The organism is Seonamhaeicola marinus (genome assembly GCF_008085455.1).
The window spans coordinates 1-702 of the sequence record NZ_VSDQ01000153.1; the positions used below are offsets into that span (position 1 = coordinate 1).

Consider the following 702-nt stretch of genomic DNA (forward strand, 5'->3'; position numbering starts at 1 on the left):
AGCCTTAGCTACATTAAAGCATATGAATGTAGAGTACCAAAGGCTAGAGCTTAAAAATGATATTCAGTCTAAGGTTCAAATGGATATGAGCCAGCAGCAGCGCGAGTATTTCTTACACCAACAAATTAAAACTATTCAAGAAGAATTAGGCGGTGTAAGTCATGATGAAGAAATTGAAGAAATGAAAGCTAAAGCCCAAGAAAAACATTGGGATGAAAAAGTAGCTAAACACTTTGAAAAGGAAATAGCTAAATTACAGCGTATGAATCCGCAGGTAGCAGAGTATTCAATTCAACGCAATTATTTAGAATTGTTTTTAGATCTACCTTGGAATGAATTTAGCAAAGATAAATTCGATTTAAAACGTGCTAAAAAGATACTAGACAGAGATCATTATGGTTTAGATGATGTAAAAAAACGCATTATTGAATATTTAGCGGTTTTAAAGCTACGAAATGATATGAAATCGCCAATTTTATGTCTTTATGGTCCTCCAGGAGTTGGTAAAACATCCTTAGGAAAATCTATTGCCGAAGCTTTAGGGCGTGAGTATGTTAGAATTTCTTTGGGAGGTTTGCGTGATGAAGCTGAAATTAGAGGACATAGAAAAACATATATAGGTGCAATGCCCGGGCGTATCATTCAAAGTTTAAAAAAGGCAGGCACATCAAACCCTGTGTTTGTTTTAGATGAAATTGATAA

At 34.6% G+C, this 702-nt stretch carries 1 protein-coding gene; it reads left to right on the forward strand.

What is annotated here, in order from left to right:
- Nucleotides 1-702 (forward strand): AAA family ATPase (locus tag FUA24_RS01200; protein WP_148539691.1); only part of this gene is annotated, 702 nt, incomplete at both ends.